Here is a 15,309-nt window from a genome sequence, read left to right on the forward strand (position 1 = left end):
ACAATACAGCTTCAGGCTTCTGCGCGGCGGTACATCCTCCTCGGATGCCCAATCTTGCCGTACAGCATCTCCACGCTGAGAAACCCCGTCTCTACGCAGTGCTCCAGATAGCGACGGGTGGTGGTTTTACTCAATCCCGTCTCGCTCACCACCTCATCCACGGTAAAGCAGTGCGTGGCCTTGTCGTTAAACAGCGACTGCACCCGCGCCAGCGTGTTTTCCTCAATGCCCTTGCTGCCGTTGTCCTGGCGGTAGTTTTTCGCCTGAAGCTGATACAGCGAATCCACGTTCTGCTGGTCGACAATCTTCCAGACCCTCTGCTGTTCGGCAAACTGCACGAAGCGCTCCAGCGACTGGCTAAGCCGCTTCCAGGAGACGGGCTTGAGGATGTAGTCGAACGCGCCGTTGCGGATCGCCTGGCTGCAGGTGTCCATATCGCTGGCGGCAGTGATAAAAATCACCGAGCAGTTGGCGCGGGCCAGCATGGGGTTATTGATCAGTGAGATCCCTTTGCCGTCCGGCAGATAGTTATCCAGCAGCACCAGCTGCGGCTGTTTGTTTGCAAGCTCTGCCTGGGCCGCAGCCAGCGACGAGGCAATACCCACCAGCCTCAGACGCGGATGTTTGCCTATCAGCTCCGCGTGCAGTTGCGCCAGTTCGTTCTCGTCTTCAACAATCAGTACGTCGATAAGTTCATGTTGCATAGTCGGTGTCTTCCAGTTGCCGGGCGGTTCCCGTGGCCGGGATAAACAGGGAGAAAATGGCGCCGCGCGGCGTATTATCGGCAACTTCTATCGCGCCGCCAGCCTGTGTGACATAGCTTTCGATCAGATACAGACCAATCCCATGATCGCCGCGTGTTTTGGTGGTGATGCCGCGCTCAAAGATCCGCTCACGGATCTCCGGCTTGATGCCCACGCCCTGGTCGGCCACTTCAATGATCAGCTCCTGTTCGCTGAGCTTTATCAGCACCTCCACCGGCGCGTGGGGAAGCGGCGACCGCTGTGTCGCTTCGATGGCGTTATCCAGCAGGTTGCCAATAATCGAAATCAACTCTTGCTCCCCCAGCGGCAGGAACGGCCTGTCCAGCCGACATGCCGGGTCGAAACTCAGTTCGACCCCTTTCTCCCGCGCACGGGCGGCTTTGCCCAGCAGCAGACCGCACAGGGTCGGGGAGCTAAAGCGCGAAGAGATAAAGTCCAGCAGCTCCTGGGCGTGTTCAGACTGCGCCTGAATGTAGCCAATCGCCTCTTCATAGCGGCCCATGTGCAGCAGGCCGGAGAGGGTGGTCATCCGGTTTAGCTGCTCATGACGCATTATGCGGAGGTTATCGACATAGCGTTTGACCTGGCTAAGCTGGGCGCTCAGCGAGTCGATCTCGTTGCGATCGCGGAAGGTGATCACCCAGCCCTGCAGCGACCCCTCAAGCATGATGTGGACCCGGCTGGCAATCACCGTCAGATCGTTAAAACGGCAAATCTCGTCATGGGTATCTTTCGCCAGCATCGTCTGCGTGTCGAAGAACGGAACCGGATCGATCACCTGGCTTATCAGCTGCCCGCGCAGCTCGCGGGCCGGCTGGCTCAGCCCCAGCAGCTTGCGCGCCGCCTGGTTGATGACTTCAATCCGCCTTTGATCGTCAATGGCAATTACGCCTTCATAAATAGACTCCATCAGCGCCTTCTGCTGGCGCACCAGCAGGCCGATCTCGCGCGGCTCAAGGGAGAAGATCTGCTTCTTAATACTGCGGGTAAAGAACCAGGAGAAGATAAAGAGAGCAATCAGCAGCAGTACGGCGGCAATCAGGATATTGACCACTTTACTGACGGTAATGGTGTCCAGGTAACTGGTGAGATAGCCGACCGAAACAATGCCGACCACCTGTCCGGCAGCGTTGAAAATGGGGGCCTTACTGCGCAGCGAAATGCCCAACCCGCCTTTGCGGATGGTGGTGGTGCTTTTACCCTGCAATACGGCGTCGTTGTCACCGCCTACCAGCGTGGTGCCCACTCTGTCGGCGAAGACGGAGTGAAAAAGATGCTGGCCCTTATTATCGCCAATCACAATAAAGCTGGCGTCACTGTGCGCAGACATCTTCTGCATAAAATCATGGATGGCGCTGATATTCTTTTGTTCAACTTCATGTCGCAATGTTGGAATAAGCGCAATCTCTTCAGCCTGTATTTTTGCGCGTGTGCTCATTTCCTGATAAAGCTGTTTTCCGACGTCGGCATAATAATATCCGCCCAGTAACGCAAAAAGCACTGAGAAAAAGGCAACCAGCGAAATAAACAGCTTGATCTGGAAAGAGACTTTCATAACTATCACGCAAGGTAGCGACAAAGATCGCCAATATATCATCTTTTTTCACGTGGGCGCCCGCTTTGCCGAAAACTTGTGATCCCTTGCACAGCGGGCGCTGTAAAAGCGTTATCCCAAAGACGGGTGGCCTCTGGCTGCACGAATAAATGTTATTTGTTTGTTCAATTCAGAAAAGAAACCATAAAAACCACGACCATAAATAAGGCATAAATCACATTAAATAAAAGAAACCATTAAAACCATAGCTGCCATTAAAACTTCGCTTTTAATATGCCATTCCTCACATAAAGTAAGCCTTTGTGACTCTAAGCTGAACGCACAAAATAACCAAGGGGCTTATTATGAGCACAACTGACGATTCTTTCTCTGTTACCCACGACCCGATTGAAATTCAGCGACCTTCGCTCAAAGAGCGCTGGTGGCATATTATGGATACCTGGAAAATCGGGATTATTCCTCTGCCGCTGTTCGTTCTGGCGGGGGCACTGATCGCGATTGATTGCCTGGGCGGAAAACTGCCGAGCGATATCGTGGTGATGGTGGCGACGCTGGCCTTCTTCGGCTTTGCTTGCGGCGAGTTTGGCAAACGCCTGCCGATTGTCGGCAAGCTCGGCGCGGCGGCGATTTGCGCCACCTTTATCCCTTCCGCGCTGGTCTATTACGGCCTGCTGCCGGACGTGGTGGTCGAGTCCACCACTAAGTTCTACAAATCCACCAACATTCTCTACCTCTACATCTGCTGCATTATTGTCGGCAGCATCATGAGCATGAACCGCACGGTGCTGATTCAGGGCTTCCTGCGCATCTTCTTCCCGATGCTGTGCGGCGAAATCGTCGGCATGCTGGTGGGGATGGGCGTCGGCCTGGCGCTGGGTCTTGAGCCATTCCAGATCTTCTTCTTTATCATCCTGCCAATCATGGCGGGCGGTGTTGGGGAAGGGGCGATCCCGCTTTCCATCGGCTATGCCACCCTGCTGCATATGGACCAGGGCGTGGCGCTCGGTCGCGTGCTGCCGATGGTCATGCTCGGCGGTCTGACGGCGATCATCATCTCCGGCTGCCTGAACCAGCTTGGTAAACGCTACCCGCATCTGACCGGTGAAGGCCAGCTGATGCCTAACCGCGCCAATGCCGATGCCACCGTCTCTCAGCCTGCATTCTCCGGCAAAGCGGACGTGACCACGATCGCCTCCGGCGCGCTGCTGGCGGTGCTGCTCTACATGCTGGGCATGCTCGGCCACAAGCTGATTGGCCTGCCTGCGCCGGTCGGCATGCTGTTTATGGCGGTGCTGGTGAAGCTCTGCAACGGCGCCTCTCCGCGCCTGCTGGAAGGCTCTCAGGTGGTGTACAAATTCTTCCAGACCTCTGTGACCTACCCGATTCTCTTTGCCGTTGGCGTGGCCATCACCCCATGGCATGAACTGGTGGCCGCCTTCACGCTGACCAACCTGCTGGTGATTATCAGCACCGTCTCCGCGCTGGTGGCGACCGGGTTCTTCGTCGGCAAAAAGATTGGTATGCACCCGATTGATGTCGCCATCGTCTCCTGCTGCCAGAGCGGACAGGGCGGTACCGGCGACGTGGCGATCCTGACCGCAGGCAACCGCATGAGCCTGATGCCGTTCGCCCAGATTGCTACCCGTATCGGCGGGGCGATTAACGTCTCCATCTCACTGCTGATTCTGGGCAACTTCCTCGTTTAAGTTTTCAGGAAAGAACAATGAAACTCGCAAGCTTTTTATACCAGGGAAAACGCAGCTACGGCATCGTGCAGGCCGACGGCGTGATTGATTTAGGCCGCCGTCTGGGCGACCGCTACAGCGACCTCAAGGCGCTGCTGCAGGGCAACGGGCTGGCGCAGGCCACCCGCTACCTGAACGATGCCGTGGACGTGCCGATGAGCGCCATCACCTTCTTACCGGTGATTGAGCAGCCGGAAAAAATCCTCTGCGTGGGCATGAACTACGCCGACAAGCGCAAGGAGTTTGACCAGCACAACCCGGCCCCGACGCTGTTTGTCCGCTTCCCGGATTCACAGACCGGCCACAACGAGCCGGTGCTGAAGCCGCGCCACTCCAGCGAATTCGACTACGAAGGCGAGCTGGCGGTGATCATCGGTAAAGGCGGGGAGAACATCAGCCGCGACGACGCCCTGCGCCACGTCGCTGGCTACAGCTGCTACATGGACGGCTCCGCCCGCGACTGGCAGCACACCTGGTTCACCGCTGGTAAAAACTGGCGTCAGACCGGCGCGTTTGGTCCGTGGATGGCGACGGCGGATGAGATCCCCGATCCGCACCAACTGGCGATTCGCACCTGGCTGAACGGCCGCATGGTGCAGGAAGACAACACCAGCAGCATGATCCACAAGGTTGCGGAGCTGATCGAGTACATCAGCACCTTCACCCGCTTAAGTCCTGGCGATGTGATCATCACCGGATCACCGGGCGGGGTGGGTAAAAAGCGTAACCCGCCGCTGTTTATGAAAGAGGGCGATCGCATTGAGGTGGAGATCGAGCATATCGGTCATCTGAGCAACGTGATCGTGGAAGCGCCAGCCGTCGGGCTTGCGGCAGCTCACTAAGTAAGGCGGCAGCATGCACTCGCAACTCATCGATTTTCGCCACACGCTGGTGGCGAAACATCCGGAACGCTTAAGTCAGATCCGTTATCTGCTGGCAGACAGCGGCCTTGGCCTGGACAACGACATCACGCTGTTCGTCGAAGCCTGGTCCGGCTCGCAGCTGGTGGGTTGCGCAGGGCTTGCCGCCAACGTCATCAAGTGCGTGGCGGTTAACGAGCAGCTTCGCGGCGAGAACCTCAGCGCGCGGCTGCTGGCAGAGGTGGAACATGCGGCGCTGGAGCGCGGCCATTTTCACCTCTTCCTCTGCACCCGTCCGTGCAACCGGGAGCGCTTTGCCCGCAGCGGCTTCTGGCCGATTGCCCAGAGCGGGAACAACGCCGTGCTGATGGAGAACACCCCGCAGGGGATCGCGCGCTACTGCCGTTCTCTGCGCGCGAACCGCACGAGCGGGGAGAAGATTGGCGCCATCGTGATGAACGCCAATCCGTTCACCCTCGGCCACCGCCATCTGGTGGAGCAGGCGGCGGCGCAGTGCGACGCCCTGCACCTGTTCGTGGTGCGTGAAGACGCCTCGTTCTTCCCGTTCAGCGCGCGGCTCGAGATGGTGCGCGCGGGCGTGGCGCATCTGTCGAACGTAGTGGTGCATGAAGGCTCGCAGTACATCATCTCTCGCGCCACGTTTCCGGCCTACTTCCTGAAGGAGACCGGCAAAGTGCAGCAGGCGTGGAGCGAGATCGACGTGCTGATCTTCCGGGATTTTATCGCCCCGGCGCTCGGCATTACGCACCGCTTCATCGGTTCGGAGCCGTTCTGCGATATCACCCGCCAGTACAACCAGACGCTGCACGACCTGCTGGCCTCGCATATCGAGGTGGTGGAAATGCCGCGCATCAAGGCCACCGGCAACGCCATATCGGCGTCCGAAGTGCGCCGATTACTGAAGACACAGCAGTTTTCCCGGATCCGGGAGATTGTCCCGGACTCCACCTTCGCGCATCTCGAAACGCATTACCGTGCGAGTGCGGAAGTCGCTTAACTACCAGGAATTTATCATGAAAATTGTAAGGGAGGCGCTGGCCGGAACGCAGGAGTCCAGCGACCTGATGGTGAAAATCGCGCCCGCTCACGGCGAGCTGGAGATCGTCATCCACAGCGAAGTGATTAAGCAGTTTGGCGAGCACATTCGCCAGGTGGTCAACGACACATTGCGCGCCATGAACGTGCACCAGGGATTAATCATTATTGAAGACAAAGGGGCGCTGGACTGTGTGATTCGCGCCCGTCTGCAAAGCGCGCTGATGCGTGCCGCCGATGAACAGGCCATCAACTGGGAGGCGCTGAAATGAGCAAACTCCGCCGCAGCATGCTGTTCCTGCCGGGCGCCAACGCCGCCATGCTCTCCACCGCCTTTATCTATCGTCCCGACTCCATCATGTTTGACCTGGAGGACGCCGTTGCCCTGCGCGAGAAGGATACGGCGCGCATGCTGGTGTTCCACGCGCTGCAGCACCCGATGTATCAGGATATCGAAACCGTGGTGCGCATTAACCCGCTGAGCACGCCGTTTGGCCTGCTTGATCTGGAAGCCGCCGTGCGGGCAGGCGTGGATGTGATTCGTCTGCCGAAAACCGATACCCCGGACGACATCTACGAGCTGGAGGGCCACCTCGAGCGCATCGAGCAGGCGTGCGGCCGCGAGATCGGTTCCACCCGCGTGATGGCGGCGATTGAGTCGGCCATTGGCGTCATCAACGCCGTGGCGATTGCCCGCAGCTCTCCGCGCCTCATCGGCATTGCACTGGCCGCCTTCGACTACGTGATGGACATGCAGACCGAGCGCGGCGACGGCACCGAGCTGTTCTACGCCCGCTGCGCCGTGCTGCACGCCGCCCGCGCGGCGGGTATCGATGCCTTCGACGTGGTGTGGTCAGACGTTAACGATGAGGCCGGGTTCCTGCGCGAGGTCGATTTGATCCGCAAGATGGGCTTCAACGGCAAGTCGCTGATCAACCCGCGCCAGATTGACCTGCTGCACAACGCCTACGCCCCGACGCAGGAAGAGGTGGATCACGCCAGAAGGGTGATTGAGGCGGCAGAAGAGGGCGAGCGTAACGGCCTGGGCGTGGTGTCGCTTAACGGCAAAATGGTGGATGCACCGATTATTAACCACGCGCAGGTGGTGCTGGAGCGCGCTGCGGCTTCCGGCGTGCGTCGGTAAGGATAAGACAATGAATCAGACTGAACTTCTTCATGTGAATTTTCCCCATCTGCGGGACTTAAAACCCTTTGATACCGCCCACAGCACCACGCCGTGGCTGGCGGACAGCGATGCGAAGCACAGCCGCAAGCTCTGCGCCTCTGTTGAAGAGGCGGTTAAGCGCTGCGGCCTGCAGGACGGGATGACCATCTCCTTCCACCATGCGTTTCGCGAAGGCGACCGGGTGATCAACACCGTCGTGGCGCTGCTGGCGCGAATGGGCTTCAAAAACCTGACGCTGGCCTCCAGCTCGCTGATGACCTGCAACGACGCGCTGATTGAGCATATCGAAAGCGGCGTCATCACCCGGATTTACACCTCCGGCATGCGCGGCAGGCTGGCGGACGCCATCTCCCACGGGCTGATGGACGAGCCGGTGCAAATTCACTCCCATGGCGGGCGCGTGAAGCTGCTCCAGGACGGCGAGCTGAATATCGACGTGGCATTTCTCGGCGTGCCGTGCAGCGATGAGTTTGGCAACGCCAACGGGACGCACGGAAAATCGTGCTGCGGTTCCCTGGGCTACGCCATGGTGGACGCGCATTTTGCCCACAAGGTTGTGCTGCTGACTGAAGAACTGGTGCCGTTCCCCAATATGCCCGCCAGCCTGGTGCAGGACCAGGTGGACTACATCGTGCAGGTTGAGAGCGTGGGCGACCCGGCGAAAATCAGCGTCGGCGCGGCGCGCGTCACCAGCAACCCGCGCGAGCTGATGATCGCCCGCTATGCGGCGGACGTGATCGAGCATTCCGGCTACTTCAAGCCGGGCTTCTCGATGCAGACCGGCTCCGGCGCGGCGGCTACGGCCTGCACCCGCTTTATGGAAGAGAAGATGGAGCGCAGCGGCGTGAAGGCGCGCTTTGCGCTCGGCGGCATCACCGGCAGCCTGGTGGATCTGCACGAGAAGGGGCTCATCGAAAAGCTGCTCGATACCCAGTGCTTTGACGGTCAGGCGGCGGCCTCGCTGGCGCGCAACCCGAATCACGTGGAGATTTCCACCAACGTTTACGCCAACCCCGGCAGCAAGGCGGCAAGCTGCGATCAGCTCGACGTGGTGATCCTCAGCGCGCTGGAAATCGACGTCGAGTTCAACGTCAACGTCATCACCGGATCCGACGGCGTGATGCGCGGCGCGTCCGGCGGGCACTGCGACGTGGCCGCCGCGGCGAACCTGACCATCGTCGTTGCCCCTCTGCTGCGCAGCCGCATTCCGACTGTCGTGAAGCGGGTTACCACGCGCCTCACGCCGGGCGAAAGCATCGACGTGCTGGTTACCGATCACGGCATCGCGGTCCACCCGGCGCGCCCGGAAATCCGCGAGCGGCTGCTGGAAGCCGGGCTGAAGGTTGTGGATATCAACGCGCTGTACGAGCGAGCGATCTCCCTGACCGGCGTCCCGAAACCGATTGAGTTTACCGACAAAATCGTCGGGGTGATCCGCTACCGCGACGGCAGCGTGATCGACACCGTGCGACAGGTGAAGGAGGAAGTATGACTTTAGCGACACCCGTGCGGGCGGGTGTCAGCCTTGACGAACTGCTGGCGGCGAAAGAGCGCCGCGCAAAGCGCCAGGCTGACATGCTTGAGCACTATCAACAACCGGTGATTTCCCTCACGCTGGTCACGCCAGGGGAGATCAAGGACAGCCTGCGCTACCGCAATACCATGGGCGTGGCGCTGCAGATGTGCGACCAGCTGCTGTGGGAAAACCGCTGGCAGGTGCTGGACCGTCAGGTGCTGTGGCTCCCGACCGGACCTGAAGCCCTCTGGTGCGTGGCCCATCCGGCGGTGGAAATCAAAGCGCACTGTGCGGATCTGGAGCAGACGCACCCGCTCGGCAGGCTGTGGGATCTGGACGTGATCTGTCCTCAGCACGGCCACGTCGGGCGTCAGTCGCTGGGGGCGAATCTCAGGCGCTGCCTGATCTGCGACGCGCCCGCCCACGCCTGTTCCCGTTCGCGCAACCACCCCGTTGAGCAGGTGGTTTCCCGCGTGGAGAAGACGATCGATGACTGGTTTGCTCGCGACTAAACCGCGCCCGGCTGACGTGCCTGCGTTTGCCGAAGCGGCGCTGTGGCAGGAGCTGGATCTCACGCCCAAGCCGGGGCTGGTGGATAAGCTCAACAACGGTTCCCATCGCGATATGGACCACGCGCTGTTTGTCCGCAGCATTGCGGCGATTACGCCATGGTTTTCGCGCTTTGCCGAGCTGGGCAGCGCGCATGCGGATAAACCTGCTGCCGAACAGTTAAGGATTATCCGCCCGATGGGGATGGCCTGCGAGCAGGCGATGTATGCCGCGACGAACGGGGTGAACACCCACAAAGGCGGGATTTTTGCCCTGGGTTTACTGTGCTTCGCCGCCGGGCGTGTGAAAAATATCTCCGCAGAGAGCCTCTGTTGTGAGGTGAGTAACATCTGCAGCGGGCTGGTATCGCGGGAGCTGGCCGCACGCAGCGGACAGGCGACGGCGGGCGAGCGACAGTTCCAGCAGTACGGCTTAACCGGCGCGCGCGGTGAGGCGGAGAGCGGCTTTGCGACGGTGCGTAAGGCGCTGGCGCAGTGGAATGGACATTCACTTCACGGCCTGCTGTTACGCCTGATGGCCGTCAATCAGGACAGCAATCTGGTATCTCGCGGCGGCATGGAAGGGCTGCGCTACGTTCAGGGCTACGCGCGGGAACTGCTGGCTAACGGCTGGGACCGCGAGGCGTTGCTTAGAATGGATAACGCACTGATTGAACGGAACTTGAGCCCGGGCGGCAGCGCGGATTTACTGTCGGTGGGGTGGGTGCTGTCTGGAATAAAATAGCCGGGTGGCGGCTTCGCCTTACCCGGCCTACGGTCTGGTTTTGTAGGCCCGGTAAGCGTTAGCGTCACCGGGCACAACAATCAATGCGCGATCGGCTGCGCACCGTGCGGTTCACGCACGTGCTTGTACTTGAACAGCGCGATGAACGCGAAGAACAGCACCAGCGAGTACGCCGCGAAGATCAGCCACACCGGCTGCCAGTTGGTGATGCCGTTGGTGGTGTACATCTCAACCACTTTACCGCTCACCACGCCGCCCAGAATACAGCCGAAGCCGTTGGTCATCATCAGGAACATACCCTGCGCGCTGGCGCGGATTTCAGGCTTCACTTCTTTTTCCACAAACACCGAACCGGAGATGTTGAAGAAGTCGAAGGCGCAGCCGTAAACAATCATCGACAGCACCAGCAGCACGGTGCCGAACGGGCTTGGGTCGCCGTAGGCGAACAGACCGAAGCGCAACATCCACGCCGCGATACTGATCAGCATGACGTTCTTGATGCCGTAGCGGCTCAGGAAGAACGGGATGGTCAGGATGAACAGCGTCTCAGAGATCTGAGAGATGGACATCATCACCGACGCATGTTCAACGATAAAGCTGCCGGAGAACAGCGGGTTGTTATCGAAGCTGTGCAGGAAGGTGTTGCCGAACATGTTGGTGATCTGCAGCTCCGCGCCCAGCAGCATGGAGAAGATAAAGAAGATCGCCATGCGTTTGTTTTTGAACAGCGCGAAGGCATCCAGGCCGAGCATGGTGCTCCAGCTCTGGTTTTTCTGCTGGTTAGACACCGGAATGGTTGGCAGCGTCAGGGTGAAGATCGCCAGCAGCACGGAGAGCGCCGCACCGATATAGAGCTGCATATGGCTCAGTTCGAAGCCCGCGAAGCTCACGCCCCACATCGCCATGATAAAGCCGATGGTGCCCCAGATACGGATTGGCGGGAAATCGGTCACGATATCCATATCCGCAGACTTCAGGCGGTAGTAGGAGATGGTGTTGATCAGCCCAAGCGTTGGCATATAGGCCAGCGAGTTAAGCAGGATCACCATGAACATTGCCCCCGGCGTGGTCACCTGAGCCGCCATAAACAGCGTCCCCGCGCCCACCAGATGGCAAAGCATGTACAGCCATTTGGCGCTTAACCATTTATCCGCCACGATCCCCAGCAGCGTCGGCATGAAGACCGCCGCAATACCGAGCGAGCTGTATACGGCACCGATTGACGCACCATCGAACTTGAGCGTCACAAACATATAGGAGCCGAGTGTAGTCAGCCAGCTACCCCACAGGCAGAACTGCAGAAACGACAATATTTTAAGCTGCAGCTTAAGGTTCATGTTACTTTCCTCACAAGTGAGCGGGAGATATGTTGTTATAGGAACATTCAGGGTTGTTATTTGATGCAATTCTATCAGTTGGCAACGATATGTTTTGTTACCTCCCGCAAAAAAATGCAATCCACATTAATTTGCAGTTTGGATTGTGATGCAAATAACATTTTCGTATGGGTGGGGGGAAGCAGAACACCTTCTCCTTGCAGGAGAAGGTGTGTTGATTATCGACGACGATAGTTTTTCTGCGCCGTATTCACCTTATACAGGTACCGGCGGGATTCCGCAGACGGGTGGCGGGTGGTGAGGGTGGAGTAAACATCCCCCGGCGCCATGCTGTTGATGATGTTCGCGGCCTGCACTTTGTCATTCGAGAAGACGCGCAGCACGCTGCCCGCGCCGCCGTTATAGGCGGTGATCACCGCATAGCGACGCGACGTTGGGTTATCGATACCGCCGAGGTACACATTGTTCAGCATCGCCAGATAGGCGGTGCCGGTATCAATGTTGCTCTGCGGGTCGAACAGATAGCTGCGGCTCGGCGTGCCGGATTTCCCCTGCGCGCGGAAGACGTCTTTCCCGGCGCTGTGCTGCACCACCTGCATCAGCCCCAGGGCGTCGGAACGGCTTACCGCATACGGGTTAAACGAGGATTCGGTCTGCATAATCGCCAGGATCAGCGACTCATCCACGCCGTACTTACGCGAGGCCTGACGCACCATGCCCAGATACTTATGCGCACGCTTGTCGAGGTGGTTCGGGACGAGGTTGATGGTGACGCTGTAGATAATCTTCAGACCGTTAGAGCGGCTCTTCAGGCGCGTCTGCAGCAGGTAGTCGGCAAATTTCGTGGCGCGACCTTCCCAGCGGATCGGCTGACCGGTCTGATCGACAACCTGACCATACAGGAACGGCTCTTTCGAGATGGTGATATCGTCGGCATCGGAGTAGAGATCGATAGAGCCCGGATCGTCACCCATCAGCAGGGTTTTGATAATCGCCTGACGGAGTCGTGCCGCAGGGTCTGTGCCTGCGATGGTCTCAATCGTGATCGTCCCCTCATCAAAGTTGATGTGGCTACGGGTCAGATAGGCGTCGGTGTACTTAACGTAGTCCTTAGGTCCGGCAATAAGAACTTCGTTAAATCCCCATATATTCTCGATGTTATGGGCAAACTGCCCCATCAAAATGTCAAAACCGTTGGTGTCCTTGATCCAGGCCTCGTTGTAATCATCGCCTTTTTTTGACGAACACGAGACCAGCAACGGCGCAACAAGGGCTAGCGCTAAAAGTTTTTTCATCATTCCGGGAGTGCGTGTTGTGTTTGCCTGGTCGTTGCTGTTGCCCGGCGGCGCTATGCTTGCACGGGCCTACGGTTTTGTAGGCCGGGTAAGCGTAGCGCCACCCGGCAACAGCCGCTCGATATTATTTTTCCGGTGGCGTATAGCCTTCGATGTGCACGTCTTTACCTTCGAACAGGAAGCTCACCATCTCCTGCTCCAGCAGCTTGCGGTGTTCTGGGTTCATCATGCTGAGTTTCTTCTCGTTGATCAGCATGGTCTGCTTTTTCTGCCACTGTCCCCAGGCTTCTTTGGAGATTTCATTGTAGATGCGTTTACCCAGCTCGCCCGGATAAAGCTGGAAATCCTGGCCTTCAGCGTCACGCTGCAGGAAAGTACAAAAAATCGTTCTGGCCATACTCATTCCTCTTTTTTGACCGATGCTAAACCATTGCACCGGCACGTAATTGCTGTAACAGGCGCTCCACGGGAGCCGCCAGCCCGACTGATGGCGGTTGCGCTAAGTTATACCAGAGAGCGGTGCCTTCATCCATGCACGAGGCGAAGGAGGACACGGGAAGCCACATCGGCACAATATCCAGATGGAAATGGCTGAAGGTGTGGCGAAACGCGGTCAGCTGCGTCAGGTTATCGGCAGCAATTCCACGCTGTTTAAGCCATTCACGCAGCAAGTCTTCATCTTCAAACTGTGGGAAGCAGTATAGACCACCCCACAGACCGCTCGGCGGACGCTGGGCCAGGAAGACCTCATCACCCTGCTGCATCAGCAGCATATAGCCGGTGCGCTCCGGCAGCGTCTGTTTGGGTTTCTTACCCGGATACTGCGCCCAGGAATGGTTGGCATACGCCACGCAGAGGTTACTCACCGGGCAGAGTTCGCATTTGGGCTTTGAGCGCGTGCAGACCATCGCGCCAAGATCCATCATTGCCTGGTTGAAGCGCTCGACGCCGTTGGCAGGAGTGACCGCCTCACTGATTTCCCACAGGCGTTTTTCAACGTCCTTCTTCCCCGGCCAGCCGTCAACGGCATAGCAGCGTGCCAGCACGCGCTTTACGTTGCCGTCGAGGATCGGGAAATGCTTGCCTAAAGACAGGGAGAGAATAGCGCCTGCGGTTGAGCGTCCCACGCCGGGGAGATCGGCCACCTCATCGAAGGTTTCCGGGAATTTCCCGTTGTGGCGCGTCGCAACCTGCTGAGCGGCTTTGTGAAGATTACGCGCGCGGGCGTAATAGCCAAGACCGGTCCACAGGTGCAGCACCTCGTCCAGCGGGGCGTTGGCCAGGTCGGTCACTGTCGGGAAGCGCGCCATAAAACGCTCGAAGTAAGGGATTACCGTGGCGACCTGCGTTTGTTGCAACATCACCTCGGAGAGCCATACTTTGTAAGGCGTTTTTTCAATTTGCCAAGGCAGGGTTTTACGCCCGTATTTGTCGTACCAGTCCAGCACCTGGGCTGAAAATTGAGAGGCTTGCATGGTCATCGATTCGCATAATCAGGGACGCAGATTGCAGCACAGCGTCAATCTGCTGTAAACCGGATCTTTCCCATGCTTGCATAGAAGCCTTAACTTTGGATAATGCCCGTTTCCCGAACATTCTCACAAGCAGACAACTCTTTTATGAAAAACGACGTCATTTCACCGGAATTTGATGAAAACGGTCGCCCGCTGCGCCGTATTCGCAGCTTTGTCCGTCGTCAGGGCCGCCTGACAAAAGGTCAGCAACACGCGCTGGACAACTACTGGCCGGTGATGGGCGTTGAGTTCAGCGAGCAGCCTCTGGATTTTGCCGAGCTGTTTGGTCGCGACGCGCCGATCACGCTGGAAATTGGCTTCGGTATGGGCGCCTCGCTGGTGACCATGGCGAAAGCGCGCCCGGAGCAGAACTTCCTCGGTATCGAAGTCCACTCCCCGGGCGTTGGTGCGTGTCTGGCAACGGCCCATGAAGAGGGCGTTGAGAACCTGCGCGTGATGTGTCACGACGCGGTGGAAGTGCTGCACAAAATGATTCCTGACAATTCTTTAACCATGGTTCAGCTCTTTTTCCCTGACCCGTGGCACAAAGCGCGTCATAATAAACGCCGTATCGTTCAGGCGCCGTTTGCCGAGCTGGTTAAAAGCAAGCTGAAGCTGGGCGGTGTCTTCCATATGGCGACCGACTGGGAACCGTATGCGGAACATATGCTGGAAGTAATGTCGTCGCTGGACGGTTACAAAAACCAGTCTGCGAGCAACGACTATGTACCGCGTCCGGAATCGCGTCCGGTAACGAAATTTGAACAGCGTGGCCATCGTCTTGGTCACGGTGTATGGGACTTAATGTTCGAGAGGGTGAAATAATGGCAAAGAATCGTAGCCGTCGTCTGCGTAAAAAGATGCACATCGAAGAATTCCAGGAAGTGGGCTTCTCCGTTGCGTGGCGTTTCCCGGAAGGCACCAGCGTTGAGCAGATCGATCAGGACGTGGATGCATTCATCAACGAGGTGATCGAGCCAAACAAACTGGCCTTCGACGGTAGCGGCTATCTGGCCTGGGAAGGTCTGATCTGCACCCAGGAAGTGGGTAAATGCACCGAAGAACATCAGGCTCTGGTCCGTAAATGGCTTGAAGACCACAAGCTCGAAGATGTCCGCGTCAGCGAACTTTTCGACGTTTGGTGGGACTAATTAAGCAGTAAGGGGCCAGCATTAGCTGGCCCGTTTT

16 protein-coding genes are annotated in these 15,309 nt (G+C 58.1%); 10 read left to right on the top strand and 6 right to left on the bottom strand.

Going from position 1 to position 15,309, the window contains the following annotated elements; genetic code table 11:
* Positions 1-11: 11 nt before the first annotated feature.
* Entirely contained in the window at positions 12-704 is a 693-nt protein-coding gene (locus tag F3J31_RS13140; protein WP_045909944.1) for a response regulator, read from the bottom strand.
* Complete coding sequence (locus F3J31_RS13145; RefSeq protein WP_167213550.1) at positions 694-2,319, bottom strand: sensor histidine kinase; 1,626 nt, start codon at positions 2,317-2,319, stop codon at positions 694-696. Before F3J31_RS13145 ends, F3J31_RS13140 begins: the two co-directional genes overlap by 11 nt.
* Before the next feature lie 344 nt (positions 2,320-2,663).
* Between F3J31_RS13145 and F3J31_RS13150 the strand changes: the two genes are divergently transcribed.
* The 8 genes from F3J31_RS13150 to citG are packed head-to-tail and all read left to right on the top strand — an operon-like array spanning position 2,664 to position 9,975.
* On the top strand, positions 2,664-4,025 hold the full coding sequence (locus F3J31_RS13150) for a 2-hydroxycarboxylate transporter family protein (RefSeq protein WP_021242090.1): 1,362 nt from the start codon (positions 2,664-2,666) through the stop codon (positions 4,023-4,025).
* Between the two features lie 17 nt (positions 4,026-4,042).
* Positions 4,043-4,906, top strand: a complete 864-nt coding sequence (locus F3J31_RS13155; RefSeq protein WP_045134818.1) for a fumarylacetoacetate hydrolase family protein — start codon at positions 4,043-4,045, stop codon at positions 4,904-4,906.
* Positions 4,907-4,919: 13 nt separating this feature from the next.
* On the top strand, positions 4,920-5,942 hold the full coding sequence (gene citC / locus F3J31_RS13160) for a [citrate (pro-3S)-lyase] ligase (protein ID WP_167213553.1): 1,023 nt from the start codon (positions 4,920-4,922) through the stop codon (positions 5,940-5,942).
* A 16-nt stretch (positions 5,943-5,958) separates the two neighbouring features.
* The gene (gene citD, locus F3J31_RS13165; RefSeq protein ID WP_167213556.1) at positions 5,959-6,252 is read left to right on the top strand and encodes a citrate lyase acyl carrier protein; all 294 of its coding nucleotides are present in this window, start codon (positions 5,959-5,961) and stop codon (positions 6,250-6,252) included.
* Positions 6,249-7,124 carry a citrate (pro-3S)-lyase subunit beta gene (gene citE, locus F3J31_RS13170; RefSeq protein ID WP_023344877.1) on the top strand — a complete coding sequence of 292 codons (876 nt, stop codon included), beginning with the start codon at positions 6,249-6,251 and terminating at the stop codon, positions 7,122-7,124. The genes citD and citE overlap by 4 nt, the downstream gene beginning before the upstream one ends.
* Before the next feature lie 10 nt (positions 7,125-7,134).
* Positions 7,135-8,658, top strand: coding sequence for a citrate lyase subunit alpha (gene citF / locus F3J31_RS13175; protein WP_167213560.1), 1,524 nt, complete (start codon positions 7,135-7,137; stop codon positions 8,656-8,658).
* Complete coding sequence (gene citX, locus F3J31_RS13180) at positions 8,655-9,194, top strand: citrate lyase holo-[acyl-carrier protein] synthase (RefSeq protein WP_167213563.1); 540 nt, start codon at positions 8,655-8,657, stop codon at positions 9,192-9,194. Before citF ends, citX begins: the two co-directional genes overlap by 4 nt.
* The gene (gene citG, locus F3J31_RS13185; RefSeq protein WP_167213567.1) at positions 9,172-9,975 is read left to right on the top strand and encodes a triphosphoribosyl-dephospho-CoA synthase CitG; all 804 of its coding nucleotides are present in this window, start codon (positions 9,172-9,174) and stop codon (positions 9,973-9,975) included. The genes citX and citG overlap by 23 nt, the downstream gene beginning before the upstream one ends.
* An 80-nt stretch (positions 9,976-10,055) precedes the next feature.
* On the opposite strand, the gene F3J31_RS13190 is transcribed toward citG, so the two are convergent.
* The 4 genes from F3J31_RS13190 to mutY all read right to left on the bottom strand — a co-directional run bounded on the left by F3J31_RS13190 (position 10,056) and on the right by mutY (position 14,082).
* A complete protein-coding gene (locus tag F3J31_RS13190; RefSeq protein ID WP_008499767.1) occupies positions 10,056-11,312 on the bottom strand; it encodes a nucleoside permease in 1,257 nt (418 codons plus the stop codon).
* Between the two features lie 218 nt (positions 11,313-11,530).
* A complete protein-coding gene (mltC, locus tag F3J31_RS13195) occupies positions 11,531-12,607 on the bottom strand; it encodes a membrane-bound lytic murein transglycosylase MltC (protein WP_014885201.1) in 1,077 nt (358 codons plus the stop codon).
* A 124-nt stretch (positions 12,608-12,731) separates the two neighbouring features.
* Positions 12,732-13,004, bottom strand: a complete 273-nt coding sequence (locus tag F3J31_RS13200; protein WP_008499765.1) for an oxidative damage protection protein — start codon at positions 13,002-13,004, stop codon at positions 12,732-12,734.
* A gap of 25 nt (positions 13,005-13,029) precedes the next feature.
* Positions 13,030-14,082, bottom strand: a complete 1,053-nt coding sequence (mutY, locus tag F3J31_RS13205) for an A/G-specific adenine glycosylase (RefSeq protein ID WP_205246251.1) — start codon at positions 14,080-14,082, stop codon at positions 13,030-13,032.
* A gap of 144 nt (positions 14,083-14,226) precedes the next feature.
* Between mutY and trmB the strand changes: the two genes are divergently transcribed.
* Together trmB and F3J31_RS13215 are read left to right on the top strand one after the other, a co-directional pair.
* Positions 14,227-14,946, top strand: coding sequence for a tRNA (guanosine(46)-N7)-methyltransferase TrmB (gene trmB, locus F3J31_RS13210; RefSeq protein WP_048224819.1), 720 nt, complete (start codon positions 14,227-14,229; stop codon positions 14,944-14,946).
* Entirely contained in the window at positions 14,946-15,272 is a 327-nt protein-coding gene (locus F3J31_RS13215) for a YggL family protein (RefSeq protein ID WP_003862421.1), read from the top strand. Before trmB ends, F3J31_RS13215 begins: the two co-directional genes overlap by 1 nt.
* The last annotated feature ends 37 nt before the right edge of the window (positions 15,273-15,309 follow it).

The sequence above is a fragment of the Enterobacter sp. Acro-832 genome, assembly GCF_011752745.1.
In the GTDB taxonomy this organism is placed as follows: Bacteria; Pseudomonadota; Gammaproteobacteria; order Enterobacterales; family Enterobacteriaceae; genus Enterobacter; species Enterobacter quasiroggenkampii.